Annotated in this window: 28 protein-coding genes and 1 pseudogene; 21 read left to right on the forward strand and 8 right to left on the reverse strand. The window is 63.9% G+C overall.

What is annotated here, in order from left to right; genetic code table 11:
- Positions 1 to 376, reverse strand: a pseudogene (locus Q0672_RS20950) (hypothetical protein); the annotation flags it as partial.
- Between the two features lie 291 nt (positions 377 to 667).
- Between Q0672_RS20950 and Q0672_RS20955 the strand changes: the two are divergent.
- A complete protein-coding gene (locus Q0672_RS20955) occupies positions 668 to 1,465 on the forward strand; it encodes a response regulator (RefSeq protein WP_298625495.1) in 798 nt (265 codons plus the stop codon).
- Between the two features lie 97 nt (positions 1,466 to 1,562).
- On the opposite strand, the gene mfd is transcribed toward Q0672_RS20955, so the two are convergent.
- From mfd to Q0672_RS20975, 4 genes are read right to left on the reverse strand one after another with little or no spacing between them, the layout of a single operon-like run.
- Positions 1,563 to 5,006, reverse strand: a complete 3,444-nt coding sequence (gene mfd, locus Q0672_RS20960; RefSeq protein WP_298625497.1) for a transcription-repair coupling factor — start codon at positions 5,004 to 5,006, stop codon at positions 1,563 to 1,565.
- Between the two features lie 54 nt (positions 5,007 to 5,060).
- Positions 5,061 to 5,834: an NRDE family protein gene (locus Q0672_RS20965; RefSeq protein WP_298625500.1), complete on the reverse strand. Its 774-nt coding sequence runs from the start codon at positions 5,832 to 5,834 to the stop codon at positions 5,061 to 5,063.
- Entirely contained in the window at positions 5,825 to 6,118 is a 294-nt protein-coding gene (locus Q0672_RS20970; protein ID WP_298625503.1) for a DUF4936 family protein, read from the reverse strand. Before Q0672_RS20970 ends, Q0672_RS20965 begins: the two co-directional genes overlap by 10 nt.
- Before the next feature lie 9 nt (positions 6,119 to 6,127).
- Positions 6,128 to 7,159 carry a folate-binding protein gene (locus Q0672_RS20975; protein ID WP_298625505.1) on the reverse strand — a complete coding sequence of 344 codons (1,032 nt, stop codon included), beginning with the start codon at positions 7,157 to 7,159 and terminating at the stop codon, positions 6,128 to 6,130.
- Positions 7,160 to 7,364: 205 nt separating this feature from the next.
- Between Q0672_RS20975 and mltG the strand changes: the two genes are divergently transcribed.
- From mltG to Q0672_RS21005, 6 genes are all read left to right on the forward strand, one after another.
- Positions 7,365 to 8,366, forward strand: coding sequence for an endolytic transglycosylase MltG (mltG, locus tag Q0672_RS20980; RefSeq protein ID WP_298625507.1), 1,002 nt, complete (start codon positions 7,365 to 7,367; stop codon positions 8,364 to 8,366).
- Positions 8,363 to 8,980: a dTMP kinase gene (gene tmk, locus Q0672_RS20985; RefSeq protein ID WP_298625509.1), complete on the forward strand. Its 618-nt coding sequence runs from the start codon at positions 8,363 to 8,365 to the stop codon at positions 8,978 to 8,980. Before mltG ends, tmk begins: the two co-directional genes overlap by 4 nt.
- Complete coding sequence (gene holB / locus Q0672_RS20990) at positions 8,977 to 10,038, forward strand: DNA polymerase III subunit delta' (RefSeq protein ID WP_153162951.1); 1,062 nt, start codon at positions 8,977 to 8,979, stop codon at positions 10,036 to 10,038. Before tmk ends, holB begins: the two co-directional genes overlap by 4 nt.
- Positions 10,035 to 10,403, forward strand: a complete 369-nt coding sequence (locus Q0672_RS20995; protein ID WP_153162952.1) for a PilZ domain-containing protein — start codon at positions 10,035 to 10,037, stop codon at positions 10,401 to 10,403. Before holB ends, Q0672_RS20995 begins: the two co-directional genes overlap by 4 nt.
- 74 nt (positions 10,404 to 10,477) lie before the next feature.
- Complete coding sequence (locus tag Q0672_RS21000; RefSeq protein WP_298625516.1) at positions 10,478 to 11,251, forward strand: TatD family hydrolase; 774 nt, start codon at positions 10,478 to 10,480, stop codon at positions 11,249 to 11,251.
- On the forward strand, positions 11,248 to 11,946 hold the full coding sequence (locus Q0672_RS21005; protein ID WP_298625519.1) for an ankyrin repeat domain-containing protein: 699 nt from the start codon (positions 11,248 to 11,250) through the stop codon (positions 11,944 to 11,946). Before Q0672_RS21000 ends, Q0672_RS21005 begins: the two co-directional genes overlap by 4 nt.
- 40 nt (positions 11,947 to 11,986) lie before the next feature.
- Here Q0672_RS21005 and Q0672_RS21010 read toward each other — a convergent pair whose 3' ends face one another.
- Positions 11,987 to 12,163, reverse strand: coding sequence for a hypothetical protein (locus Q0672_RS21010; protein ID WP_298625522.1), 177 nt, complete (start codon positions 12,161 to 12,163; stop codon positions 11,987 to 11,989).
- A 200-nt stretch (positions 12,164 to 12,363) separates the two neighbouring features.
- On the opposite strand from Q0672_RS21010, the gene Q0672_RS21015 reads away from it, so the two are divergent.
- Together Q0672_RS21015 and Q0672_RS21020 are read left to right on the forward strand one after the other, a co-directional pair.
- Positions 12,364 to 13,611: a site-specific integrase gene (locus tag Q0672_RS21015; protein ID WP_298625525.1), complete on the forward strand. Its 1,248-nt coding sequence runs from the start codon at positions 12,364 to 12,366 to the stop codon at positions 13,609 to 13,611.
- 157 nt (positions 13,612 to 13,768) lie between these two features.
- On the forward strand, positions 13,769 to 14,812 hold the full coding sequence (locus Q0672_RS21020) for a DNA-binding protein (protein ID WP_298625528.1): 1,044 nt from the start codon (positions 13,769 to 13,771) through the stop codon (positions 14,810 to 14,812).
- 93 nt (positions 14,813 to 14,905) lie between these two features.
- Here the strand turns inward: Q0672_RS21020 and Q0672_RS21025 are convergent, their stop codons facing one another.
- The gene (locus tag Q0672_RS21025) at positions 14,906 to 16,693 is read right to left on the reverse strand and encodes an asparagine synthase (RefSeq protein WP_298625530.1); all 1,788 of its coding nucleotides are present in this window, start codon (positions 16,691 to 16,693) and stop codon (positions 14,906 to 14,908) included.
- 569 nt (positions 16,694 to 17,262) lie between these two features.
- Between Q0672_RS21025 and argF the strand changes: the two genes are divergently transcribed.
- The 11 genes from argF (at position 17,263) to rpsT (ending at position 24,850) form a co-directional block, all read left to right on the forward strand.
- Positions 17,263 to 18,189 (forward strand): ornithine carbamoyltransferase, encoded by a 927-nt coding sequence (gene argF / locus Q0672_RS21030; RefSeq protein ID WP_153162958.1) that lies wholly within the window; start codon positions 17,263 to 17,265, stop codon positions 18,187 to 18,189.
- A 59-nt stretch (positions 18,190 to 18,248) separates the two neighbouring features.
- Positions 18,249 to 19,478 (forward strand): argininosuccinate synthase, encoded by a 1,230-nt coding sequence (locus Q0672_RS21035; protein WP_153162959.1) that lies wholly within the window; start codon positions 18,249 to 18,251, stop codon positions 19,476 to 19,478.
- Between the two features lie 9 nt (positions 19,479 to 19,487).
- A complete protein-coding gene (locus Q0672_RS21040) occupies positions 19,488 to 19,721 on the forward strand; it encodes a DUF2788 domain-containing protein (protein ID WP_153162960.1) in 234 nt (77 codons plus the stop codon).
- A gap of 22 nt (positions 19,722 to 19,743) precedes the next feature.
- On the forward strand, positions 19,744 to 20,067 hold the full coding sequence (locus Q0672_RS21045; RefSeq protein WP_298625534.1) for a pyrimidine/purine nucleoside phosphorylase: 324 nt from the start codon (positions 19,744 to 19,746) through the stop codon (positions 20,065 to 20,067).
- Between the two features lie 13 nt (positions 20,068 to 20,080).
- Positions 20,081 to 20,566, forward strand: a complete 486-nt coding sequence (locus tag Q0672_RS21050; protein WP_153162962.1) for a YajQ family cyclic di-GMP-binding protein — start codon at positions 20,081 to 20,083, stop codon at positions 20,564 to 20,566.
- A gap of 9 nt (positions 20,567 to 20,575) precedes the next feature.
- Complete coding sequence (locus tag Q0672_RS21055; RefSeq protein ID WP_298625537.1) at positions 20,576 to 20,764, forward strand: putative motility protein; 189 nt, start codon at positions 20,576 to 20,578, stop codon at positions 20,762 to 20,764.
- Between the two features lie 123 nt (positions 20,765 to 20,887).
- Positions 20,888 to 21,565: a TIGR02281 family clan AA aspartic protease gene (locus Q0672_RS21060; protein ID WP_298625540.1), complete on the forward strand. Its 678-nt coding sequence runs from the start codon at positions 20,888 to 20,890 to the stop codon at positions 21,563 to 21,565.
- Between the two features lie 12 nt (positions 21,566 to 21,577).
- Positions 21,578 to 22,180 carry a CoA pyrophosphatase gene (locus Q0672_RS21065; RefSeq protein ID WP_298625543.1) on the forward strand — a complete coding sequence of 201 codons (603 nt, stop codon included), beginning with the start codon at positions 21,578 to 21,580 and terminating at the stop codon, positions 22,178 to 22,180.
- Between the two features lie 93 nt (positions 22,181 to 22,273).
- Complete coding sequence (locus Q0672_RS21070; protein ID WP_298625546.1) at positions 22,274 to 23,200, forward strand: CobD/CbiB family protein; 927 nt, start codon at positions 22,274 to 22,276, stop codon at positions 23,198 to 23,200.
- 31 nt (positions 23,201 to 23,231) lie between these two features.
- Entirely contained in the window at positions 23,232 to 24,416 is a 1,185-nt protein-coding gene (locus Q0672_RS21075) for an acetyl-CoA C-acyltransferase family protein (protein ID WP_298625548.1), read from the forward strand.
- 155 nt (positions 24,417 to 24,571) lie between these two features.
- Positions 24,572 to 24,850, forward strand: a complete 279-nt coding sequence (rpsT, locus tag Q0672_RS21080; protein WP_153162968.1) for a 30S ribosomal protein S20 — start codon at positions 24,572 to 24,574, stop codon at positions 24,848 to 24,850.
- Positions 24,851 to 25,026: 176 nt separating this feature from the next.
- On the opposite strand, the gene Q0672_RS23555 is transcribed toward rpsT, so the two are convergent.
- On the reverse strand, positions 25,027 to 25,209 hold the full coding sequence (locus Q0672_RS23555) for a hypothetical protein (protein WP_367179982.1): 183 nt from the start codon (positions 25,207 to 25,209) through the stop codon (positions 25,027 to 25,029).
- On the opposite strand from Q0672_RS23555, the gene Q0672_RS21085 reads away from it, so the two are divergent.
- On the forward strand, positions 25,132 to 25,404 hold the full coding sequence (locus Q0672_RS21085; RefSeq protein ID WP_284186758.1) for an HU family DNA-binding protein: 273 nt from the start codon (positions 25,132 to 25,134) through the stop codon (positions 25,402 to 25,404). The two genes, Q0672_RS23555 and Q0672_RS21085, sit on opposite strands and share 78 nt — an antisense overlap.
- The last annotated feature ends 89 nt before the right edge of the window (positions 25,405 to 25,493 follow it).

Raw genomic sequence — 25,493 nt, forward strand, 5'->3', positions numbered from 1 at the left:
CCGAATCCTTGCTGTTGGTGACGAGATCCTTGTCGCGCCACTGGTAGCCGGCGGACGCGACCAGCTTGGGCAGCATGTCGTAGCGGCCGAGATCCAGCTGACCGATGGCCAGGGCCTCTTCCATCATGCGGGTGCGGTGGTCGAGGTTGTACTTGATGCCACGGGCGATGGCGTCGGCGAGGGTGAGCTGGCCGGTGAGCGGCTCCACATTGGCGGCGGCGGCCTTGCGGTCGGCGGCGGCGATTTCCTTCTGGTCTTCGGCCGTGAACGGCGTGGGCACGGTAGAGCAGCCCGCGAGCAGCGCGGCCAACAGGACGCTGCACGCGCCAACCAGACGACCGCCGGGTACCGCGCGGGTGCTATTGAACTTGTTCATGATTCCCCCTGAGAGCGAAAAAGTATGGCGTTGGCACAAGATTTGATTGGTTCGTTCTCACTGCCAGCCTGGGAATTGAGGGCGCGCGCGATGCCTGTCTGCATACCCCCGAGTGCCGTGTGGCTGGACTGCACCCGAACTCGGGAATACTTAACGGCAGGCTGTTGCCATTCTTTATTGCGAATCGGTATTATTTTTTTTGACGATTTTGGTGATTTTGAGGGTGGGCTCAAGCTTGCCGAATTTCGCTCGTAATCGTCCTGTTACCCGTATTGAGAACAGGTGGTTGCGATGTCGACAGGCAGAATCGGGCAGCTTCAGGCCTTGCTCGTGGAACCCTCCCAGATGCAGGCGAAGATCATCCGCAAGTGTTGCGATGAGGTCGGCCTGACCCGCGTGGAGCAGGTGGGAAGCATGGCGGAGGCGCTGGCGGCGGTGCGTCGGGCCCGCCCGGACGTGGTGCTGTCTGCGCTCTATCTGCCGGATGGTTCGGGTACTCGTCTGGTGGAGGCGCTGCGGGCGGAGCCGCTATGGGAGTCGGTGGCGTTCATCCTGATCTCCAGCGAGACGAGCCCCAGGGCGCTGGATGCGGTGCGCCAGACCGGCGTGTGCAGCATCCTGCCCAAGCCTTTCACCGCCAACCAGCTGGCGCTGGCGCTCAACGCGACCGTGGATTACCTGACGCCCAACTACAGCTTCGACAACGCCTTCGATCTGGAGGCGGTGCGGGTGCTGCTGGTGGATGACAGCCCGAACGCGCGCAAATTCATGCGGCGGGTGCTGGAAAACCTCGGCATCCAGCACATCGTCGAGGCCGGAGACGGCAAGGAAGGGGCGGCAGTCCTCGACGAAACGATGGTCGACCTGATCGTCACCGACTACAACATGCCCGAGATGGACGGCCGCGAGTTTGTGGAATATGTGCGCAACCAGAGCTGGCAACGCACCGTGCCGATCCTGATGGTGACCAGCGAATCCAACGAAGGCCGGCTGGCGGCGGTGGAGGAGGCCGGCGTGTCCGGCATCTGCGACAAGCCCTTCGAGCCGTCGGTGGTACGGGGGCTGTTGGGGCGGATGCTGGGGGGCTGAGCGTCAGCCGCTGCGGACGTGTGGGGTAGGGCGAGGCATCTGGCTGTTTCCAGCAACAATCCCTCTTCGATTGTTGCTGGAAATAGCCAGATTGTCTTCAGGCCTTCACCGCCTCCAGCAGCGACTTCACCGCCGCCACCCGCTGCTTGAGATCCGGCGTCGAGACCTTGCGGATCAGCTTGTCCGGGCCCGACATTTTGATGGTCTTGTCCTTCTGGATCAGCATGATGACCTTCACCGGATCGATCGGCGCGTGCTGGCCGAACTGGATGCTGATCTGGGTTTCGGACGCATCCATCTTGGCCACGCCGAAAGGCTTGACCAGCATGCGCAGGCGGTGGGTTTCGAGCAGGGTGCGGGTCTGCGGCGGCATCTCGCCGAAGCGGTCGATGAGCTCTTCCTGCAGTGCCTGCAGGTCGTCTTCGGATTCGCAGTTGGCAAGGCGCTTGTAGAGCGTGAGGCGCTCCTGCACGTCGCTGCAGTAATCGTTGGGCAGCAGCGCCGGGGCGTGGAGGTTGATCTCGGAGACGACCTCCAGCGGCTGGGTGAGATCGGGCTCCTTGCCCTGCTGCAGGTCGCGCACGGCGCGCTTGAGCATCTCGGTGTAGAGGCTGACGCCGACCTGCTGGATTTCGCCGGATTGGTTCTCGCCGAGCACCTCGCCGGCACCGCGGATTTCCAGATCCTGCATCGCCAGATAGAAGCCGGAACCCAGCTCTTCCATCATCGTGATGGCCTCCAGGCGTTTCTGGGCCTGGGCGGTGGGCTTGGCGTGGGCATCGGTGAGGAGGTAGGCGTAGGCCTGGTGGTGCGACCGGCCGACGCGGCCGCGCAGCTGGTGAAGCTGGGCGAGGCCGAAGCGATCAGCCCGGTTGATGATGATGGTGTTGGCGGTCGGGATGTTGATGCCGGTCTCGATGATGGTCGTGCACAGCAGTAGGTTGGCCTTCTGCGTGGTGAAGTCGCGCATCACGCGTTCGAGCTCGCGCTCGGGCAGCTGGCCGTGGCCGATGACGATGCGCGCTTCGGGCAGGAGTTCTTCCAGCGACTCGCGGACGTTCTCGATGGTCTCGACCTCGTTGTGCAGGAAGTAAACCTGCCCGCCGCGCTTGAACTCCCGGATCACCGCCTCGCGGATGATGCCCTTGCTGTGGCGCTGCACGAAGGTCTTGATGGCCAGGCGCTTCTGGGGCGCGGTGGCGATCACCGAGAACTCCCGCAGGCCTTCGAGGGCCAGCCCCAGCGTGCGCGGGATCGGTGTGGCGGTGAGGGTGAGGATGTCCACCTCGCTACGTAGCGCCTTGAGCGCCTCCTTCTGGCGCACGCCAAAGCGGTGCTCTTCGTCGATGATGACGAGGCCCAGGCGCTTGAAGGTGACGTCCTTCTGGAGCAGCCGGTGGGTGCCGATGAGGATGTCCACCTTGCCTTCGCCCAGCTGCTTGATGGCGTCGGCCTGCTCCTTGGCGCTCTTGAAGCGGGAGAGCTCGGCGACCTTGATCGGCCAGTCGGCGAAGCGGTCGGCGAAGGTCTGGTAATGCTGCTCGGCCAGCAGCGTGGTGGGGCACAGCACCACCACCTGTTTTCCGTCGGCCACCGCAATGAAAGCGGCGCGCAGGGCGACTTCGGTCTTGCCGAAGCCCACATCGCCGCACACCAGCCGGTCCATCGGCCGGCCGGATTTCATGTCGGCCACCACGGCTTCGATGGCGGCGAGCTGGTCCGGGGTTTCCTCGAAGCCGAAGCCGTCGGCGAAGGCCTCCAGATCGTGCTGCTTGAAGTCGAACTGGTGGCCCTTGCGGGCGGCGCGCTGGGCGTAGAGCGCGAGGAGTTCAGCGGCGGTGTCGCGCACCTGCTGGGCGGCCTTCTTTTTGGCCTTCTCCCACTGGCCCGAGCCCAGCGTGTGCAGATGCACCGCCTCCGGATCGGCGCCGGCGTAACGGGTGATCACGTGCAGCTGCGACACTGGCACGTAGAGCTTGTCGCCGTTGGCGTATTCGAGATGCAGGAACTCGGTCTGGCCTTCGCCCAGATCCATGTGCACGAGACCCATGTAGCGGCCGATGCCGTGGCTGGAGTGCACCACCGGGTCGCCGGGCTTGAGTTCGGACAGATCCCGCAGCCAGCCTTCCATCGTTGCGGCCTTGCGGCTGTCGCGGCGGGTCCGGGTGCGGGCGGTGGCGGCGTAGAGCTCGGATTCGGTGACGACGGCGATGCCGGCATCCGGCACCACGAAGCCGGCGGCAAGCGGGCCGACGCCCAGGGCAAGCTTCGCGTCGCCGCCGAGGAAGGCGTCGAAGTCGGCGGAGGGCTCGGGCTTCAGGCCGTATTCGGCAAAGTATTCGGCAATGGTCTGCTGACGGCCGGCGGATTCGGCGAGCACCAGCACCCGGCCGTCGAAGCCCGCGCAGAAGGCCTTGAAGCGGTGGAGCGGATCGTTGGCCTTGCGCTCGACGGCGATGTCGGGAAGCGTGGCTGAAGGCCCGTCGCCAGCGCCGGCCGGCAGGGCCAGGCGGGTGCGCTCCTTGAGGGCGACGAAGAAGGCTTCTTCCGACAGGAAGAGCTGGTCCGGGGCCATGATCGGCCGGGTCTTGTCACCGCCGAGCAGATGGTGACGGCTGCGGGCGTCCTTCCAGAAGGCCTCGATGGCGCCGGGCACATCGCGGTGCAGCAGGATGCGGCTGTGGTCCGGCAGGTAGTCGAAGAGCGTCGCGGTCTCGTCGAAGAACAGCGGCAGGTAGTACTCGATGCCCGCCGGGGCGATGCCGTTGGAGACGTCCTTGTACACCGCACAACGGGACGGGTCGCCCTCGAAGGTCTCGCGGAAGCGGCCGCGGAAGTGCGTGCGGCCGGTTTCGTCCATGGGGAATTCCCGCGCCGGCAGCAGGCGCACTTCCTTCACCGGGAAGACGGTGCGCTGGGTGTCCGGGTCGAAGGTCTTGATGCTCTCGATCTCGTCGTCGAAGAGGTCGATCCGGTAGGGCAGGGCGGCGCCCATCGGGTACAGATCCACCAGCCCGCCGCGCACGCTGAACTCGCCCGGCGACACCACCTGAGTGACGTGGGCGTAGCCGCCGATGGTCATCTGGTTGCGCAGGCCGTCTACATCAAGCCTGGCGCCCTGCTTGAGGAAGAAGGTGTAGGCCGCGAGGAAAGCCGGCGGGGCGAGCCGGTACAGGGCGGTAGACGCCGGCACCAGGGCGATGTCGGCCTCGCCGCGAGTGATCGCGTAGAGCGTGGAGAGCCGCTCGGAGATCAGATCCTGGTGGGGCGAGAAGCTGTCGTAGGGCAGGGTTTCCCAGTCGGGCAGCAGGTGGGTGCGCAGGTCCGGCGCGAGCCAGGCGATTTCGTCCGACAGGCGCTGGGCGTCCAGCGGGTTGGCGGTGACGACCACCAGCATCCGCTTGCCGTCGGCCAGCCGGGCGATGGCGAGGGCGTCGCTCGAACCGGCCAGCGAAGGCAGGTCGAGGCGCTGGCCAGGCTTGGCCTGGTTGAAGGCGTCGAGGGACGGGAGCAGGCGGGCGAGCGGTCGGGAGGCGGTCATGCGGAGGGTGCTGCGGAAAGACAAACCAGGCGGCGGATTATACGGCGGTGGTGCTCAGGCCCGGTTGATCTGGAAGGTTTCGACGACGCGGCCGGTTTCGATGCCGACCTCGTTCCAGGTGGATTCGGTGAAGCGCGCCCAGCCGTGGCGGTCGCGGGTGATGACGGTGGAGCAGCGGGTGCCATAGCCCGGCGCGCGGATGAAGGCGCTGGAGAGCATGCGCTCCCAGGCGAGGCTGACGCCGGTGCGGGGCAGCTCGGCGTCGGGCGCGGGGCGATCGTCGCGGAGCAGTTCGCGCAGCGGTGTGTCGTCCGGCAGAGCCGCGAGGGCACGGGAGAGGCGGGACTTGCCGGCCTTCACCTTGGGCCACGGGGTATCGAGCAGGTGGTTGGAGAGGGCATGGACGCCCGGCTCCAGCAGCTGTGCGGAGCCGCTCTCGCTCTCGTAGATGCCCAGCGTCTCGCCGTCGGACACCAGGATGTTGAAGGCGTTGTAGCGCGGGCCTTCGCGCTTGAGGCGGTCCAAGGCGGCCGCGGTGGATTCGTCGCTGCCGAGAAAATCCGCCACCAGCGCCCCGCGGGACGGGGTTCCGCTGCGTATCCGGGCGGGATCGCGAAAATTGGTGAGGCCGGCAAAGCGGCCCGACCGGCCGAGGCCGAGCCAGGTGCCGCCGGCTTCGAGATCACGGCCGGCGAAGATCGCCGGCGCGCCGTCGGATGGCCACCAGGCGGCTGGAGCCGCCGGGCGGGCGAAGAACTCGTCGCGGTTGGCGGCGACCACCAGCGGGTAATCCGGGTGGGCGCGCCAGGCAACGAGGATCAGGCACATGCGACGAAGCGCTCGGTGTGGCGGCGACCGCCGTCGTCGATGAAACGTGCGATGCCGTGGCGGTCGAGGCCTTGGGCGAGGGCTTCGTCGAAAGCCAGCGGGTCCATCACGTTCTCGTAGATCTCCATCCACGTCCACGGGTCGTCGGCCTTGCGCAGAAATCGCCCGGAAACCCCCGTTCTGCCTCGGAGCTCGTCCTGCAGGTTGAAGAGCGTGCGAGTGAGATCCGCCTCGAAGCCGATGCGTACCGGGTAGTAGATGTAGTAATGCGTCGCGGTCGTCACGGCGCGCCCTCAGGGAAGCGCGTAGGGCAGGGGCACGAATGCCACGGACGGGCCGTCCGGTGCGCCGATCGTGGCCTTGCCGCCGTCGGCGCTGGCTGTCTGCAGCACCACCAGGGCATCGAAGCCGCCATCCGGCGACGGGGCGGCGCTTACCACCTTGCCGGCGGACTGGTCGCCGAAATCCGGCGCGTACAGATCGGTGCCGGCGGCGAGGGCGGGCACGTCGGCGTGGATGCGGTACATGCGCTTCTTGAGCTTGCCCAGGTAATGGGTGCGGGCCACGATCTCCTGGCCGGGGTAGCAGCCCTTGTTGAAGCTCACGCCGCCGATGAGGTCGTAGTTCACCATCTGCACCACGAACTCTTCCTGCACCGGCTGGGTGACCACCGGCTGGCCGGCGCGGATGTCGAGCCACTGCCACGCGGCGCTACCGGCCGGCTGGGCGCCCGCGGCCACGAACTTGGCCCACAGGTTGGGCGCTTCGGAGATCGGTGCCGACACGATGAAGCGGGAGTCATCCAGCCGCACCACGGTAGCAAGGCCCGACGCGGTGGCGAGCTCGGCGCCAGGAATGCCGAGGCCTGCAGCCTCGAGGGCCGCGCCAGCCTGCGGGCCAGCCAGGCCGATCAGGGCCGAGTCGCCGCCGTCGTCCATCAGCCGCACCTTGGAGCGCAGGATGTACATCGACAGTTTCTTGAGCATCGCGGCGTGGATGTCGGCCGACAGGGTGAGGAGGTAATCGCCGGCTTCGCGCCAGAGCACGATGCTGGCCAGCATCCGGCCCTTGGGGCTGTTGAAGCTGGTGAACTGGGCTTCGTTGGGGCCCAGCTTCTTCACGTCGTTGGAGAACAGGTTGTGCAGGAAGGCGCAGGCGTCTTCACCGCTGGCGCGGATTGCACCAAGGTGGATCATCGGCACGACAATCGTGCCCTGGGCCGCGCGGATCACATCCTGCCGGGCGTCTTCGGAAAACTGCACGGCGTTGTCGTCGGAGAACTGGGCGCCTTGGTTGGCGAGAAAGGTTTGCCAGGTTGCGTTCATCAGTGGTCGTGGTCCTGAGTCTGAAACGAATCCAAAAGCGGTTTGCGCTATTATAGAGGCCTGACCGCGCAGGCTTCGGCCTGTCTGCGGTCTTTGTCGTACCGGCGGGGCAGTCCTCATCAAAGTTGTCCATGTCCGGGCCGGCTTGCGGCGCCCACCTCTTTGCTCACCTCATTCGTTTGTTTCCCACGCGCCAAGTTCCCAGATGAAGCGCCTGTTTTCCCGTTTAGTCGTGCTTGCGCTCATCGGACTGGCCTGCCTTGCCGGCGCGCTCGCGTGGTTTGCCTATCGTCCGGTGCCGCTGCGCCAGACGCCGCTGGATTTCACCGTCGAGCCCGGCTCTTCGATGAAGCAAGTGGCGCGCCAGCTTGTTGATGCCGGTTTCGACATGCCGCCGCTGGCCATCGTCACCCTGGCGCGCATCACTCGTCAGGCCAATGCGATCAAGGCCGGCAGCTACGAGGTGGAGGCAGGTGTCACCCCGCTGCAACTGCTTAACAAGCTCAGCCGTGGCGACGTGAGCCAGGCCGAACTGCCGGTGATCGAGGGCTGGAACTTCCGCCAGCTGCGCGCCGCGCTCGATCGCCACCCGGATCTGCGCCACGACACCGCCGGGCTGTCGGATGCTCAAATCCTCGAAAAGCTCGGTGTGGACGCGCGTCACCCCGAAGGCCTGTTCTTTCCCGATACCTATCTCTTCGCCCGCCGCTCCAGTGATCTCGATGTGCTGCGCCGGGCCCACGCCAACCAACAGAAGGTACTAGGCCGGGAATGGCTGCGCCGTGCTGATGGCCTTCCGTACAAGACGCCCTACGAGGCGCTGATCATGGCGTCTATCGTCGAAAAGGAAACCGGGCAGGCGACCGACCGGCCGATGGTGGCCTCGGTGTTCATCAACCGGCTGCGCGCCGGCATGTTGCTCCAGACCGACCCGACGGTAATCTACGGCCTCGGCACCGATTTCGACGGCAACCTGAAGAAGCGCGACCTGCTTGCCGACACGCCCTACAACACCTACACCCGCACGGGCCTGCCGCCCACGCCGATCGCCATGCCCGGCACTGCCGCGCTGCGGGCAGCCCTCAATCCGCCGGCCACCGATTACCTTTATTTCGTGGCCCGCGGCGACGGCTCCAGCGAGTTTTCCCGCAATCTCGACGAACACAACCGGGCCGTGGCCCGCTACATCCGGAAACGCAGCCAGTGAAATCCCGCTTCATCACCTTTGAAGGCATCGACGGCGCCGGCAAGAGCAGCCAGATCGCGGCTGTCGTGGCGCTTATCGAATCCCGCGGCATCGACGTCGCCTATACCCGCGAACCCGGCGGCACGCCCCTCGGCGAGAAGCTGCGCGAACTGCTGCTGCACGAGCCGATGCACCTGGAAACCGAAGCCATGCTGATGTTCGCCGCCCGCCGTGAACATCTCGCCGCGCTCATCGAACCGTCGCTCGCCGCCGGCAAATGGGTGGTCTCCGACCGCTTCACCGACGCCACCTACGCCTATCAGGTTGGCGGGCGCGGGCTGGATGAAGCCCGCTTCGCCGCGCTTGAGCAGTGGGTTCATCCCCACCTCCAGCCTGATCTCACCCTGATTTTCGACCTCGATCCGGCTGTCGCCGCGCGGCGTCTAGCCAGCACAGGCGTGGCGCCGGACCGCTTCGAACGGGAGAAGACCGATTTCTTCGAGCGCGTCCGGTCAGCCTATCTGCGCCGGGCGGCGGCCGATCCGAAGCGGGTCCGGGTGATCGACGCCAGCCAGACGCCGGACGAGATCCGGCTGCAGGTCGAGGCCGTCGTCGGCGAGGCGTGTTTCCAATGATCTTCGAATGGCAGGCCGCCCTGTGGCAGCGCGTGCTCGACAGCGCCGAGCGCATGCCCCACGCGCTGCTCTTTGCCGGCCCGGCTGGCGGCGGCAAGCGGGTTTTTGCCGAGGCTCTGGCTGCGCGGGAACTCTGCGCCCAAAATGGGGTCGATGGGCATGCCTGCGGCGTCTGCGAGGATTGCCTGTGGCGTCTGTCCGGCAACCACCCTGATCTCATGCGTGTGATCCCGGAAGCCGATCAGGAAGACCGCGGCGACGCGGCGACTGAAAAGCCCGAAGGTGGCAAGGCGGCCAGCCGACAGATCGTGATCGAACAGATCCGCAACCTCCAGCAGGCGCTGACCACCGGCGGCCACCGGGGAGGGCGTCGGGTGGTGATCATCGATCCGCCCGAGGCCATGAACCTGTTCACCGCCAACGCGCTGCTCAAACTGCTCGAAGAACCCACGACCAACGCCTTGTTCATTCTGGTTTCGTCCTCTCCCAAGCGTCTTCTGCCGACGATCCGCAGCCGCTGCCAGACGTGGGCCTTCCCGCGTCCGCCGGCCGAGATGGCCACCCGCTGGCTCGCCGACAAAAAGGTGCCGGACGCCGCTGCGCTGCTGGCCTTTTCCGGCGGCATGCCGCTGGCCGCAGCCGAGATGGCCGAAGGTGGCGCCGCTGCCGCACGCAAGCGCTTTGTGGATGACATCGTCAGCGTGCCGCGCAAGGCGCCGCTGCGTCTGGCGGGCGAATGGGAGAGCTGGCTGAAGAGCAAGGACGCGCTGGCCTGCGGCTTCGACATGCCGACGCTGGTAGGCTGGCTGCAGCGCTGGGTGGCCGATCTGGTCAGCCTGCGCCTGGGTGGGCCGGTGCGCTTCTTTCCTGCGCAATATGACATTCTCCACGGGCTGTCCGGTCGGCTGACCATCGACGCTGCCCTCGGCTGCTACAATGAAATCACCCAGTCCCGCCGGGTTTCGCAGCATCCGCTGAACGCCCGGCTTTTTCTTGAGGACATGCTTTTGCGGTACGCCCGGAGTCTTCAGGCCGCCGCGCCAGCCATGCGCAGATGAACGATTCCCTGAAGCGCCCCCTCCAGCCGCGCCCCAGCGTCCTGTCGCTCAACATCAGCTCCAAGTCGGCGCTGTACGCGGCCTACATGCCGTTCATCAGGAACGGCGGGATCTTCGTGCCCACCACCCGCGAGTACAAGCTCGGCGACGAGATCTTCATGCTCCTGCAGATCATGGACGATCAGACCAAGCATCCCGTTGCCGGTACCATCGCGTGGATCACGCCGGCTGGCGCCCAGGGGAACAAGACGCAGGGTATCGGTGTCCAGTTTGCAGGCGACGATGCCGGGCAGGTGCTGCGCAACCGGATCGAACAGATCCTCGCAGGGCATCTCGGTTCATCGCGCCCGACGCACACGCTCTGACGCTGTTTTCGTTGCCGTTTCCGCTTTCACACCGAGAAGCTCACTGAAGCCTTTCACAGCCTCCCGCATCCTTCATGCTCGTCGATTCCCACTGTCACCTGGATTTCCCCGACCTCATCGAGAACGAGGCGGCGCTGCTCGAACGGATGGCCGAGAACGGTGTCACCCACGCCCTGTGCGTGGCGGTGAAACTCGAAACCCTCGCCGGCGTGATCGGCCTTGCCGAGCGCCACGCGAACATCTTTGCGTCGGTTGGCGTGCATCCTGACAACGCCGATTGTGACGAACCTGACACCGCCCGATTGCTGGAGCTCGCGGCCCACCCGAAAGTTGTGGCGATCGGTGAGACCGGACTCGACTACTACTGGCACAAGGACGCGCCCGAGTGGCAGCGGGATCGTTTCCGGACTCACATCCGCGCTGCCAAGGCCTGTGGCAAGCCGCTGATCATCCACACCCGCGACTCCGCCGCCGACACCCTGCGCCTGATGCGCGAAGAATCGGCCGGTGAGGCGGGCGGCGTGATGCACTGTTTTACAGAAACCCGCGAAGTTGCCGAGCAGGCGCTTGATCTGGGCTTCCATATTTCATTTTCGGGTATCGTCAGCTTCAAGACTGCCGAATCCCTTCGGGATGTGGCACGCTACGTTCCGGCTGATCGACTGCTCGTGGAAACCGATGCGCCTTACCTCGCGCCGGTGCCGTTCCGGGGCAAGACCAACCAGCCGGCTTACGTCCGCCACGTGGCCGAAGCCGTGGCCACCGCCCGGGGAGAAACGCTCCAGGCCGTGGCTGAAGCGACCACGCGTAACTTCTTCCAGCTTTTCAAGCACGCCAGACCGTCATGAAAACAGCCTCCCTCGTATCCCGCCGCCTCCCCCTTCGTTCCCTACGCGCCAAGGCCGTCGGCGCCCTGATCCTTGGCCTGCAACTGTCGATGCCCGCGTTCGCCGCGTCGCAGGATGATTTGTTCAACGCTGCCAAGCTCGGCGATGCGAAGGAAATCGCCCAGGAGGTTGCTCGCGGTGCCGACCCCAACCTGGCCGACGCCGCCGGCAACACGCTGCTGATCATCGCAGCCCGGGAGGAGCAGCCCAAGGTGGTGGCCGAACTGATCAAGCAACGCGGCATCAAGCTCGACGCCCGCAATGCTGCGGGCGATTCTGCCCTGATGCTGGCCAGCTTGCGGGGTTATACCGAGGTGGTCGACCTGCTGCTGAAAGCTGGCGCCCAGTTCAACCACGACGGCTGGAACCCGCTGCTCTACGCCGCCTTTGAAGGCCGCGTGAGTATCGTCGAGATGCTGCTGGCAAAGGGTGCCAACCCCGATGCGCTGGCGCCCAACCGCAGCACGCCGCTGATGTTTGCGGCCCGCAATGGTCATGAGGATGTGGTTGTCCGTCTGCTCAAGGCTGGCGCGAATGTCGACCTGAAAAACGACCAGAACGAAACCGCCGACAGCTGGGCAAGCAAGTATCGCAACACCGATATCGCCGAGCTGATCCAGGCCGAACGCAAGGCTCGGGCTGGCCGCGCCAAATAAGGCCTACGAGCCGGCCCGACGCCTTGCCTGCCCGCAGCCATCAATACCGGCCGTGCCCGAGGCGCCAGGGGAGAGACGGTGCCACCCGGCGCAGTACACCAGCGATGATCACGGCGAGCAGGGCAGGCACCAGGGCATGGTCGCCCTGGCCGCCGGCCAGCAGAACGCCAACGATTACGCCGCTCACCATCAGAATCCGGCAGATCAAGGTTTCCATCGAAGTCTCCTTTCAGCATGACAGGTGCCCCGCAGGGGCATTGAGGTGAGATGCGCAGACCTTGCCGGGGCTATAAAGCCCGATAACTGGTTACGCATCCGATAGCTGTAAGTATATACAGCTATCGGATTTCTGCAAGCGCGTCGTGTGCGCGGCCGCGTCTTCGGTCATGAGTGCGGACTCGGGCTAAACTTGAGCCCATGAAAAAGAAGACCGCGCCTGTTTCCGAGGCTTCCCACCCCGTCGCGCCTCCGCTTGTTCCGATCCGCCCGCTCGACGAGATCGAGATCCCCGCCGATCTCAATGGCCGGCAAGGCGTTAACCGGGCCGACCCGGCCCGACTGCAGATCAATGCCGACAACGACGCGGACGCGATCCGCTGTTTCCTGGCCGAGTACGATCGGTCCCTCGGCACGCTGCGCATTTATCAGCGGGAGTGCGAGCGGCTGCTGCTGTGGTCGCTCAACGATTGCGGCAAGCCGATCTCCAGCCTCAACCGGCAGGATTTCGAGGGCTATCTGAACTTCCTGGCCGACCCACAGCCCGCGCAGCTCTGGTGCGGGCCCAAGGCCGACCGGCGCACCGAGAAGTGGCGCCCGTTTGTCGGGCCGCTGTCTGAAAGCGCGGTGCTCACCGCGATTGCGGCGATCAATTCGTTGATGCGCTATCTGGTCGATGCCGGTTATCTGGCGGGCAACCCCCTCGGGCTCATCCGGCAGCGCCGCCGCAAGATGTCCGCCGAGGCGGCCGGGCCGCTGCGGGCGGTGGCGAGCACCGACGAGGTCGAGAAGATCGAACGTTTTCTCGATGCCCAGATGTGGCAGGCCGTGACGGCCGCCATCGAGGCGATGCCGCGCGATTCGGAGCGCGGTCGTGACGAATACGAACGGGCACGTTTTCTTGCGGCCACGCTCTACATGCTGGCGCCCCGCGCCGGGGAACTCGAAAGTCACCGGATGAACAGCTTCCGCGAAGAGCGCGGGCTGTGGTGGTGGCACGTGGTGGGGAAGGGCGGCAAGAAGGCGAAGGTGCCGGTGGCTGACGACATGCTCCAGGCGCTGATCCGTTACCGCAAATACCTCGGTCTGAGCGCAGTGCCCCGGCGGGACGACGCCACGCCGATCCTGGTGTCGGTGAAGGACGGTAGCCCGATCACTGCGCGGCGCCTCAATCAGATCCTGAAGAAGATATTCAGCGCCGCGGCCGATCTGCTCCCGGCTGATGCGGAGCACAAGAAGGAGAAGCTCCGCGCGGCATCGGCCCACTGGGGGCGCCACACGGGGATCACGGCCAAGCTCGACAGCGGCATCGACGAGCGCTATGTGCAGAAGGATGCACGGCACACGGACGCCCGGACGACCCAGCGCTACATCCACGAGGAAGAGGAGCGCTGGCACGACGAAGCGCAGAAGCAGCGCCTGCCGTGGGCTGGCGGGAAGCCGGATTAACCCGTCGGCCCTGAAGGTGACATAAGGCTTTGAGGATTTCCGGGGCTGCTGTGGCGTGGTTGACGAATCGTCATGAAGATTACGTTTTCCGGACGTATACGTATGGTAATGTTCCTGTGTTGCACTGATTTGCATTTTCGAAACAAGGGAACGAACCATGGCCCGCAGCAGTAGTGTCACGTTCGAGGCGGTCGAGCAGATCTGTTTTCAGTTGCTCTCGCAAGGAGAGAACCCGTCCTTCAACCTCGTCTATGCCGAGCTCGGCAACAAGGGCTCGAGCGAGATCGTCCAGCGCTACATCGACCAGTGGCGTCGCGAGACGGGTGCCGCCTTCTTTCGTCAGCGTAGCATTCCGGGGATGCCCGACGAGCTGATCTCGGCGACGGATTCGTTCATGAGCAAGATGTGGTCGCTGTCGCTTCAGCAAGCCGACCAGATTCTGGCCGCCCAGCGCCAGGATCTGGAGCAGGAGCGCGAAGCCCTGCGTCAGCGCTTCCAGGAAGCCGATGACCGCATCCGCCAGCTCGAAGCCGTGGGTGCCACTGCGTCCCGGCAGATCGCGCTGCTGGAGCAGGAGGTGGGCAGCCGCGACAGCACGATCAGCGACCTGCGCAGCCAGGCGCTGGAGTTTCTTCGCCAGCGTGAAGGGCTTGAAAACCGCGTGCGCCAGCTCGAAGAAGCCGCCGAGGCGAGGGAACAGAAATTCACCGCGGAATCCGAGCGGATGGTGCGCCTGCTCCAGTCCGACCGGGATCGCTACAGCGCGTCCCTGAAGGATGAGCAGGAGCGGGGCGCCCAGGAGCGGGAGCTGCTGCTCAAGCAGATCGAGACGGCTCGCCAGGAAAAGGTGGCCGAGCTGATGGCGATGCGCCAGCAGATCGCCAATCGCGAAGACCGGGAGGCGCGCCAGCGCGAGCAGACCGAGGAAGCCAAGGCGGCCCTGCGCGAAGCGGTGTCGAAGACCCGCCAGATCGAAACTTCGCTGGCTGCCGCCGAAGGGCGGATCGAGCGCCTGCAGGCCCAGCTCAAGACCGCCAGCGAGGCGGCCCATGGCAAGGAATCCGCCGTGGCTGCGGCGGAAGCCCGGGCGAGGGCAGTCGAGGAGGTGCGGCTTGCCGAGACGGCCCGCGCCCAGCGGGCCGAGGCCAATCTCGCCGAAGCGCTGGCGGAGCTGGCCCAGCTCAGGAAACAGAAAGCCTGAAACGCCCCGGGGGCGGGCAAGCGTCAATATTCCGACGTTTGCCCGCCCCCGGTTTGACGATGGCCGCAGCTCAGGCAGCGGCCATTTTCACGTTCAGCGACCGGCCGGTGCGTGTTTGTCCAGCCACTGGCCGAGCATCATCGAGATCCACACCATCTCGCCGTAGTAGCCCGGGTAGGCCGGCAGGTGGGTGGAGAACAGCTCGCTCACGAAATCCTTGCGCAGGATGTTGCGCTCGACGAGCACGTCGAGGGATTCACGGGCCAGCTTGTCGAGGCCCTTGTGCTTGAGCACCCAGTGGCCGTAAGGCAGACCGAAGCCTTGTTTCTTCTTGGTGATGATCTCGGGCGGCAGGAAATCCTTCAGGGCTTCCTTGAAGAACCAGCGCAGCTGCAGGCCCTTGAGTTTGTACTCGGGCGGCAGCTGAAGCGAGAAATCCAGCAGCGCGTCGTCGAGGAGCGGGAAGATCACGTTCATGCCCGCAAGGCGGGTGCTGCCGATCACCTTGGGCAGGTCGTTGTCGGCCAGCGTGAAGCGCCAGTCGAAGTTGAGCATCTTGTTCACCAGCGCATGGGCCGTGGTGTTCTGCCAGACGCGGCGCTGCAGCTTGACCGGCGCGTCGGTGTCGACGCCGGCGAGGAAATCCTTCGGGAAGACGTTGTCCATCCCCAGGCGGTAGATCAGGTTGTACTGGGCGGTGCGCTCGGGCAGCGGGGTGGTGGCCTGCTCGATGTAGCTGGCGGCCTTGCGCATCAGCGGCAGCTTGCCCAGCGGGGTCTGCATGATGACCGGTTCGAGGAGCGCGCTCTTGATGAGGCCGGGCACGTTCTCGTAGTAGCCGAACACGCGCTGCTTGGCGTAGCGGGTGTTGCCGCCGAAGAGTTCGTCACCACCGTCGCCGGCGAACATCTTGCGGTGGCCGTCATCGTGGGCGAGCTTGGCGCACAGGTAGGCGGGCAGCACCGACGAGTTGCCGAAGGGTTGGTCGTAGGACGTGGCGACGCTGGGAATGTTGGCGACCAGGTCGTCGGAGGTGATGTAGTACGGGACGTGCTTCACGCCGAAATGCTTGGCGGCGATCTTGGCGAACTCCATCTCGTCGTAGCCTTCGGCCTCGAAGCCGATGGAGTAGGCGGTGACCGGGTTGCCGCTCTTGGCGAGCATGCCGACGACGGTGGAGCTGTCGGTGCCGCCGGAGAGGAAGGCACCCACCGAGGCGCCGTCGAGTTCACGTTCGACGGCGGACTTGATCAGCGTCTTGAAGGTGGCGGCGCTGCTGGCAAAATCCGCACTGGCGGGTTCGTCGAAGCGGGGCTGCCACCAGGCGACGAGCTGGGTGCGCTCCTTGTTGGCGCTCAGGCGGGCGCCCGGCTCGAGACGGAAGATGTCCTTGAAGATGGTGCCGGGCGCCGGGATCGCGTGGAAGTACAGGTAGTCGAACACGCCCTGGCGATCAATCTCGCGGCGCAGCGCGGGCACTTCGTTGGCCTTGTCGGCAAAGCTCAGGCGGCGGCCTTCGCTGGCGTAGCAGAAGCCGTAGGTGTTGAAGCGGTCGGAAGCCAGCCCGAGGTGGCCCTTGGCGAGATCGATCCACAGCAGCGCAAAACGCCCTTCGAGGCCAGCGATGAAGGCGTCCGGCGACTCGCAGAGCTGGGCGATCGCGGCGGTCCAGCCGTCCTGCGCGACACGGCGGCCGAGGGCGGCATCACGAAATCGCGGCTCGCCCTGCAGCAGCATCAGCTGCGCGCCATTGGCAAAAGCCGCCACGCGGGTGCCGTCGTGCTGAAGTTGAAGGCCTGGCAGCGAGATGTCCCGGAGGTCGAGCCGGTCAAAATTCTGGTTGCGGTCGAGGGTGTCGAAATCGATAAAGCCGCGGATCATGGATATGCTGCGCTCTCGGAGTAGGTTCGGTTCGCTGGAAACGGCAAGGCATCCGGCGTGTTGATGGAAGTCGGGTAAGGTTATCTGCGTCGGGTTTCAATGGCGCGGACAAAGTTGTCGGCCAATGAAAAAAGATGTCATCCGGAGTGCCTGTCAGGCTTTTACGTTGGATGCCTTCCTGATGCCTGCAGCGGCAACCTGCGGTGCCTTGCGCCCCTTGGTTAAAAAGCCCGCGAAGGGTAGCAAATGATCATGATATTGGCACGATCACGTAACCGTTTTTGTGAATTTGAGCGAACGGCATCAGGCGGTGCGATTTTTCCTGGCTGCGGCCGGAGACGGGAGCGGGGAAGGTGTGCGGTCAGGTGTCACGAAAAAGCCGCAAAACGGGGGTGGCTATACAAAAAGATGGTTTTGAATTAGGATGATACGTTGTTACTAGATACCAAACGGCGGCGTGAGCTGCCGTTTCGCCTTTTTGTCGGGCGGGCTTTCCTGCCGGGTGCGTCTGACAACAGCATGCAGACTCATCCACTTGCCTGACGGCACCATAATCAAGAACGAGTGCCATGAACGCACCGAGACACTACCTACAGTTCAAAGATTTCACTCGCGCCGAGTACGACTACCTCTTTGCCCGCACCCGCTGGATCAAGGAAAAGTTCAAACGCTACGAACCCCATCACCCGCTGTTCGATCGGACGCTGGTGATGATCTTCGAGAAGGCCAGCACGCGCACGCGCCTGTCCTTCGAGGCGGGGATGCAGCAACTCGGCGGCTCGGCCATCTACCTCAACACGCGTGATTCCCAGCTCGGCCGCGGCGAACCCGTCGAGGACGCCGCCCAGGTGATCTCGCGGATGAGCGACATCGTGATGATCCGAACCTTCGAGCAGTCGATCATCGAACGCTTCGCCGAATACTCCCGCGTGCCGGTGATCAACGGCCTCACCAACGAATTCCACCCGTGCCAGATCCTGGCGGACATCTTCACCTTCATCGAGCATCGCGGCTCGATTCAGGGCAAGACGGTGGCGTGGGTCGGCGACGGCAACAACATGTGCAACACCTGGCTGCAGGCGGCCGAACTGCTGGATTTCAAGGTCCACGTCTCGACGCCACCGGGCTACGAGTTCTGCCCCGAGCTCGCCGGCGTGCAGGGCTCCGACCACTTCGTGAGTTTCGCCGATCCGATGGACGCCTGCCGTGGCGCCGATCTGGTCACCACCGACGTGTGGACCAGCATGGGCTTCGAGGCCGAAAACGACGAGCGGATGCGCGACTTCGCCGACTGGCGGGTCGACGCCGACATGATGCAGGTTGCCAGTCCCGACGCGCTGTTCATGCACTGCCTGCCGGCCCATCGCGGCGAGGAAGTCACGGCCGAAGTGATCGACGGCCCGCAGTCGGTGGTGTGGGACGAGGCCGAGAACCGCCTCCACGCCCAGAAGGCCCTGATGGAATTCCTGATGATCGGCAAGGTCCAAAACGACTGACCCTGAAGTACGGCAACAATTGATTCAAGACTCATCTACTCATTAGCAGAAAGCAGGACATGAGCGACGTTAATAAAGTGGTGCTTGCCTACTCGGGCGGGCTGGATACCTCGGTGATCCTCAAGTGGCTGCAGGACACCTATCAATGCGAAGTGGTGACCTTCACCGCCGACCTCGGCCAGGGCGAAGAGCTCGAACCCGCCCGCGCCAAGGCGCTGCAGTTCGGCATCAAGCCCGAGAATATCTTCATCGATGATCTGCGCGAAGAATTCGTGCGCGACTTCGTCTTCCCGATGTTCCGTTGCAACACCGTCTATGAAGGCGAATACCTGCTGGGCACCTCCATCGCCCGTCCGCTGATCGCCAAGCGCCAGATCGAGATCGCCCGCCTGACCGGCGCCGATGCCGTCTCCCACGGCGCCACCGGCAAGGGCAACGACCAGGTCCGCTTCGAGCTCGGCTACTACGCGCTGATGCCGGGCGTGAAGGTCATCGCCCCGTGGCGCGAATGGGATCTGCTGTCCCGCGAGAAGCTGCTGGCCTACGCCGAGAAGAACGGCATCCCCATCGAGATGAAGCACAAGCAGGGCGGCTCGCCCTACTCGATGGACGCCAACCTGCTGCACATCTCCTTCGAAGGCCGTCACCTGGAAGACCCGTCCGCCGAGGCCGAGGAATCCATGTGGCGCTGGACGGTTTCCCCGGAAGCCGCGCCGGACGCCGCCGAGTACGTCGACCTCGAGTTCGAGAAGGGCGATCTGGTCGCCATCAACGGCACTCGCATGAAGGCCCACGAACTGCTCGCCAAGCTCAACGAGCTGGGCGGCAAGCACGGCATCGGCCGTCTGGATCTGGTCGAGAACCGCTACGTCGGCATGAAGTCCCGCGGCTGCTACGAAACCCCGGGCGGCACCATCCTGCTGCGTGCCCACCGCGCCATCGAGTCGATCACCCTTGACCGCGAGGTCGCCCACCTCAAGGACGACCTCATGCCGCGCTACGCCAGCATGATCTACACCGGCTACTGGTGGTCGCCCGAGCGTCTGGCTCTCCAGGCCCTGATCGACCAGACCCAGCAGACCGTCAATGGCTGGGTCCGCATCAAGCTCTACAAGGGCAACGTGATCGTCGTCGCCCGCGATTCGAAGACCGATTCGCTGTTCGACCCGACCATCGCCACCTTTGAAGACGACCAGGGCGCCTACAATCAGAAGGATGCCCACGGCTTCATCCGTCTGAACGCACTGCGCATGCGCATTGCGGCCAACGCGAAGAACAAACGGGGCTGATACGCCGGCATGGATCCCAACGACGTTTTCATTTTCGGGCTGACCGTCGCAGAGTTTGAGGACATCTCCCTCAAGGTCTGCGTCGGCGGCCTGATCGCCTACATGATCTTCATCATCGGCCACCTCGCCTGGGAATCCAAGGCGGGCAAATACGGCGCGATCTGGATGTTCATAGGCCTGGGCGTCGGCTTCATCGGCTTCATGGCCAAGGGCATCCTCCAGCGGCTGCTCGGCATCGAATAACCTCATCTTTTGAATTGACAAAATGACCCAGTCTGCACAATTCGACGGCGTGTCCGTCGTCAAGCAAGCCAATGTGTATTTCGACGGCAAGTGCGTCAGCCACACCGTCCTGTTTGCCGATGGCAGCAAGAAGACCGTCGGCGTGATCCTGCCGGCCAGTCTGACCTTCAACACCGGCGCGCCGGAAGTGATGGAAACCGTGGCCGGCGCCTGCCGTTATCGCCTGAAGGGCGAGACTGAATGGAAGACCTCCACCGCCGGCGAGAGCTTCAACGTGCCGGGCGACTCCAGCTTCGACATCGAAGTGACGGGCGAGCCTTACCACTACGTCTGCTACTTCGGCTGAGCGGGAGTCGATCATGCCGTCCTTCGACATCACCTCCGAAGTCGACATGGTTGCCCTGCGTAACGCCGTCGAGGGCGCCAATCGCAAGATCACCGGCCGCTACGACTTCAAGGGCAGCGACGCGCGGGTCGAGCAGACCGAAAAACTGCTCACCCTGCACGGCGACAGCGACTTCCAGCTCGAGCAGATGCTGGCCATCCTGCTACCCGAGATGACCGCCAAGAAGATCGACGTGCGCTGCCTCAAGCACGGTGATGTGCAGAAGGTGGGCGGAAACAAGGTCAAGCAGGAACTCACGGTCCGCGTGGGCATTGAGCAGGAGCAGTCCAAGAAGATCGTCAAGCTCATCAAGGACAGCAAGCTGAAGGTGCAGGCCAGCATCCAGGGCGAAGCCGTCCGGGTCAGCGGTGCCAAGCGTGACCTCCTGCAAGACTGTATTGCCCTGGTTCGCAAGGAAATTGCCGACTATCCTTTGCAGTATGGCAACTTCAGGGATTGATTTGCAGCCATGAACATCGCTTCTGTCGCCACGACCTCGCAGGTTCAGCCGCAGGACACCGTGTCGCTGGTCATGCTGCGCAAGCAGCTTGATCTGCAGCAGGCCAATGCAGCCCAGTTGATTGCGACGCTGCCTCAGCCGGTCGCCGCACCGGATCCGACAGCAACAATCGGCGGGCGCATCAACACCTACGCGTGAAACGTTCTCGCGGCATAATTGAAACCAGCCTCCGGGCTGGTTTCTTTTTTACCGGCCCGTGAAAAGGGAAGGGTGGTTCGATTTGGTCGTGCGTCTCCCATCTGTTTTTGTGATGATCGTCAAATGATCGAATCTCTTTCGCTAATGAAGCTCCGCCGCTCGGATTTGCTGTGCGCGCTCGTTGCAGCGTTTGCGAGCCTGCCGGCGGCAGCAACCGACGTGGCGCTTGCGGGCGTCTTTCCGGGCAAGGCGCTGATCGTCGTGAATGGCGGTGCGCCCATATCGGTTGGTGTGGGCACGCGTTCGCCCGACGGCGTGCGGGTCATCAGCGTCGATTCCGACGGCGCGACGCTCGAATTCGACGGCGGCCGGCATCGGCTGGTGATCGGTCAGCGGGCGGTGCATGTCAGCGGAGCCGGGGCCGGCGGTCGGGCGCCGAGCGTGGTCATCCAGGCCGACAGCGGCGGCCAGTTTCATACGACGGGTTCGATCAACGGCGCCCAGGTCCGCTTCATCGTGGATACCGGCGCGACCTTCGTCTCACTCGGGCGCAGTGATGCCCTCAAGGCCGGAATCGATTTCACCAAAGGCGAGCCCGCGTTGATGCAGACCGCCAATGGCACCGCGCGGGCCTGGCGGGTCGTGCTGGATACGGTACGCGTGGGTGATGTGACCCTGCGCAACGTCGACGGTGTCGTGCATTCGGGCGAGCTGCCTTTTGCGCTCCTCGGCATGAGTTTTCTCAATCGCATGGAGATGCGGCGGGATGGTCCCGCGCTCCAGTTGCGTCAGCGTTACTGACGGTCTGAACTCATGAGTGGTCTGAAATCCCCCCCGCGATTTTCTGCCGACTGGCTGCGCCACCGCTTTGCCGACGACAAGGGATTCGATTCGCCGGTGGAGGAGGGGATCCCGTCCGGCCCGTTGCGCCCGGCTGCAGTGCTGGTGCCCATCGTACTCCGCGAGTCCGAGCCCACGCTGCTCCTCACCCGCCGCACCGATCATCTGCACCACCATCCTGGTCAGGTTAGCTTTCCCGGTGGGCGTGTCGAAGCGCAGGACACCTCGCCCATCGAAACCGCCCTGCGCGAGACGGAAGAGGAGATCAGCCTCGCGCGGCGCCACGTGGAGTTGCTCGGCTGTCTGCCCCAGTACCGGACCGGCACCGGCTTCGACGTGACGCCGGTGGTCGGGCTGGTCACGCCGCCCTTCGAGCTTTCGCCCGACGCCTTCGAGGTGGCCGAGGTGTTCGAGGTGCCGCTGTCCTTTCTCCTGGACGAAGCCAATCACCAACTGCATCGGGTGGAGGTGCGCGGCAAGCTGCGCGAGTACTACGCGATGCCCTATGGCGATTACTTCATCTGGGGCGCGACGGCCGGGATGATCGTCAGCCTGTATCGATTCTTCCACCGTTGAGCGAACGGCATTTGTGTTGGGTGCGTTTGGTGGTATCTTGAGCAACCCCCAATAGGCCTGAACTTCGAGGGCTTTCAAAAAGCCCCCCGCCGCATGACCCTGTTTTCGCTGATCGTCGCCCTGCTCATCGAGCAACTTCGTCCGCTCTCCGTCGAGCGTTTCGTCCAGGCGCCCCTCAAGGCTTTTGCGCGTTTTCTTGAAGACCGTTTCAACGACGGCGAAGCCCGCCACGGTGCCGTGGCGTGGTGGGTCGCGATCCTGTCCGTCTGTTTCGCTTCGGCGCTGGTCTACTTCCTGCTCTGGAACATCCACTTCGTCCTGGCGCTGGCCTTCAATGTGGTCGTGCTCTACCTGACGATGGGTTTCCGTCACGTCAGCCACTATTTCACCGACATCCAGCTGGCCCTGCGAATGGGTGAGCTTCCCCGTGCGCGGCAGCTGATCAGCGAGTGGCGCGGCCGCTCCCACGACGAATCCAGCTCCAGCGAAGTCGCCCGTCTGGCCATCGAAGAGGCGTTGATCGCTTCTCATCGCAATGTCTTCGGCGTCATTTTCTGGTTCATCCTTCTGCCCGGCCCGAGCGGCGCCCTGCTTTACCGGCTGGCGCGCTTCTTCGAGCAGGAGTGGGGCTGTCGCAGCGGGGGGCTTGATTTCGGCGACTTCGGCGAGTTCTCCCGCAAGGCCTGCGCGGCCCTGGACTGGCTGCCCGTGCGCCTTTCGGCGGCGGCGTTCTCGATCGTCGGCGACTTCGAGGACGGCGTCTATTGCTGGCGCGCGCAGGCCGGTCAATGGAAGGACAAGGCTTCCGGTATACTGCTTTCCAGCGGGGGAGGGGCGCTTGGCGTCCGCCTCGGCATGCCGATCTTCGAATCCGGCGAAGTAGTTGAACGTCCTGAAATGGGAATCGGCGATGATGCGGACGCCGATTTCATGCAAAGCACTATCGGCTTGGTCTGGAGAACGCTTGTGCTGGTGTTTCTTGTACTGGCACTACTCAGCGTGGCAAGGATGGGTTGGTAATTTCCCGTAGTAATTGAGAGGAGGAATAAATATGGCTAATCGTGAAGTTGTGGTTCTGAGCGCGGTCCGTTCTGCCATTGGCGCCTTCGGCGGCGCGCTCGCTGATTTCGATTCCAGCGAGCTTGCCGGCATCGTGATGAAGGAAGCGGTCGCCCGCTCCGGCGTTGATCCCCAGCTGATCAACTACGTCACTGTGGGTACCACCATGCCCACCGACTCCCGTTACGCTTACGTTTCCCGTGTCGCCTCCATCCAGGCCGGTCTGTCGATGGACTCCGTCGCGATGCAGGTCAGCCGCCTGTGCGCCTCTGGTCTCCAGGGCATCGTGACCACCGCCCAGAACATCCTGCTGGGTGATTCCGATTTCGGTATCGGCGGTGGCGTCGAAGTCATGTCCAAGGCCGCCTACATGCTGCCCGCGCTGCGCTCCGGCGCCCGCATGGGTGACACCAAGGCCATTGACTCCATGGTTGCCGTGCTGACCGACCCGTTCGGCGTTGGCCACATGGGCATCACCGCTGAAAACCTGGCGACCAAGCACAACATCTCCCGCGAAGAGCAGGATGCGTTTGCCGTTGAATCCCAGCGTCGCGCTGCTGCTGCCATCGACGAAGGCCGCTTCAAGTCCCAGATCGTCCCCATCGTCAAGCAGACCCGCAAGGGCGAAGTGGTGTTCGACACCGATGAGCACCTGAAGCGTGGCACGACCATGGAATCCCTGGCCAAGATGAAGCCCGCCTTCAAGAAGGATGGCACCGTCACCGCTGGTAACGCTTCCGGCATCAATGATGGCGCCGCCTTCTTCGTGCTGGCCGATGCTGCTGCCGCTGCCAACGCTGGCTACAAGCCGATGGCTCGCCTCGTCTCCTACGCCGTTGCCGGTGTGCCGAACGACATCATGGGCGAAGGTCCGATCCCTGCGACCCGCCTTGCGCTCAAGAAGGCTGGCCTGACCCTCGACCAGATGGATGTCATCGAGTCCAACGAAGCCTTTGCCGCGCAGGCGCTGGCCGTGACCAAGGTTCTTGGTCTGGATCCGGCCAAGACCAACCCGAACGGCGGCGCGATCGCCCTCGGTCACCCGGTCGGCTGTTCCGGTGCCTTCATCGCCACCAAGGCGCTCTACGAACTGCAGCGCACCGGCGGCCGTTACGCACTGGTGACGATGTGTATCGGTGGTGGTCAGGGCATCGCGACCATCTTCGAACGCGTCTAAACGCTTCGGAATCGTGGCCCTCAAGGCCCTGCCGCAAGGTGGGGCCTTGTTGTTTCAAGAAAGTTGTACAAATAGCAAGTAAAATGCTTGTCAAGCCATCGGGGTTTCCCATACAATCCATGGCTTTACTGCATTTCTTTCAGGATTACTAAAAGATGGCCAATTCGGCACAAGCCCGTAAGCGCGCCCGTCAAGCTGTCAAGGCCCGCGCCCTCAACATGAGTCTGCGTTCGCGTCTGCGCACTGCCATCAAGGCTGTCCGCAAGGCGGTCCTCGGCGGTGACAAGCAAGTTGCTCAGCAAGTGTTCGTCGCTTCCCAGCGCACGATCGACAGCATCGCTGACAAGAAGATCATTCACAAGAACAAGGCCGCTCGCCACAAGAGCCGCCTGTCCGCCGCCATCAAGGGGATGGGCGCAGTTGCTGCTGCTTAAGTTCGCGTGAGCCCGCTGTCGCCAAGTGCGACGGTCTGGCAAAACAAAAAGGACCGCATATGCGGTCCTTTTTGTTTTTGTGTGTCTGATAAATCAAAGCCCGTCTTCGCATCGAGTCCGACGTCAAATGACGCATTAGAGTAGGTTAGTCCCTTGACACCGCGATTTTTCGCGCGTTATATAACTGCCACAACTTGGGCGCTCGTGCGAGAGCCGAATATCGCGCCAGCATTCGATGTCGGAGTTTCCTGTTTGTTAAATTGTATAACGAGGGGGCTGATGTGAACAAATCCGAATTGATTGATCAGATTGCTGAAAGCGCAGATATTCCGAAGGCAACGGCAGGCCGGGCGTTGGATGCCACGATTGCCGCAGTCAAGCAGGCGCTCAAGAAGGGCGGAAGTGTAACCCTTGTCGGGTTCGGTACTTTCCATGTAGGCAAGCGCGCAGCCCGCACCGGCCGAAATCCCCGCACGGGCGCGAGCATCAAGATCAAGTCTGCCAAGATCCCGAAATTTAGGCCTGGCAAAGCACTGAAGGATGCGCTAAACTGATGGGCTGTTGCTTTCGCTGGCTTTGCAGCGATTGAGCGGGTGCTTAGCTCAGTTGGTAGAGCGTCGCCCTTACAAGGCGAATGTCGGCG

The sequence above is a fragment of the uncultured Zoogloea sp. genome (assembly GCF_937894855.1).
Taxonomy (GTDB): Bacteria; Pseudomonadota; Gammaproteobacteria; order Burkholderiales; family Rhodocyclaceae; genus Zoogloea; species Zoogloea oryzae.